General features: G+C 62.5%; 1 protein-coding gene. It reads left to right on the top strand.

What is annotated here, in order from left to right:
* A partial coding sequence (locus A7K61_RS30595) for an amino acid adenylation domain-containing protein (protein ID WP_139129576.1) occupies nt 1–1077 on the top strand: 1077 nt, incomplete at both ends.

The raw sequence follows: 1077 nt of genomic DNA, 5'->3' as shown, positions 1-1077 counted from the left end.
TATAGCGAAGAAAATCCAGGCGTGATGCTGGACGGCGAAAACCTCGCCTACGTGATCTACACCTCGGGTTCCACCGGTCAACCCAAAGGCGCCGGCAACCGGCACTCGGCATTGCTCAATCGCTTGCAGTGGATGCAGGAGGCCTACGGGCTTGAGGCCAGCGATAGCGTGCTGCAAAAGACGCCATTCAGTTTCGACGTGTCGGTGTGGGAGTTCTTCTGGCCGCTGATGACCGGCGCGCGTCTGGTGGTGGCTGCGCCGGGTGATCATCGTGATCCGGCCAAGTTGGTGAGCCTGATCAACCAGCAGAACGTCACAACGCTGCATTTCGTTCCGTCGATGTTGCAGGCCTTCCTGCAAGACCCGGCCGTCTCCTCGTGCCAAAGCCTGCAACGCATCGTGTGCAGTGGCGAGGCGCTGCCGGCGGATGCCCAGCACCAAGTGTTTGCCAAACTGCCCCAAGCCGCGCTCTACAACCTCTACGGTCCGACTGAAGCGGCTATCGATGTGACCCATTGGACTTGCGTCGATGAGGGCCGCGACGCGGTGCCGATCGGCCGCCCGATTGCCAACCTTGGCTGCTACATCCTCGACAGCAACTTCGAGCCGGTGCCGGTGGGTGTGCTCGGTGAGCTCTACTTGGGTGGCATCGGCCTGGCCCGTGGTTATCACCGCCGCCCGGCGTTGACCGCCGAACGTTTCATTGCGCATCCGTTCGTCAAAGGCGAGCGCTTGTACCGCACCGGCGACCTGGCGCGTTATCGCGCAGACGGGGTGATTGAATATGCCGGGCGTATCGACCATCAGGTCAAGCTGCGTGGCTTGCGCATTGAGCTGGGTGAAATCGAAGCGCGTCTGCTGGAGCATGCCCTGGTGCGTGAAGCCGCCGTGCTGGCGGTGGACGGCAAATACCTGGTGGGCTACCTGGTGCTGCAAAACGCAGCCGATGACTGGCGTGATCGGCTCAGCGCTCACTTGGCCCAGTACTTGCCGGACTACATGGTCCCGGCCCAATGGGTGCTGCTGGAACAGATGCCCCTGAGCCCCAACGGCAAGCTGGACCGCAAGGCGCTGCCC

This window comes from Pseudomonas sp. AP42, from assembly GCF_001728935.1.
GTDB classification, from domain to species: Bacteria; Pseudomonadota; Gammaproteobacteria; order Pseudomonadales; family Pseudomonadaceae; genus Aquipseudomonas; species Aquipseudomonas lactis.
The sequence above is the reverse complement of the archived record's forward strand: the minus strand, read 5'-3'. Positions and strand labels throughout refer to the sequence as shown.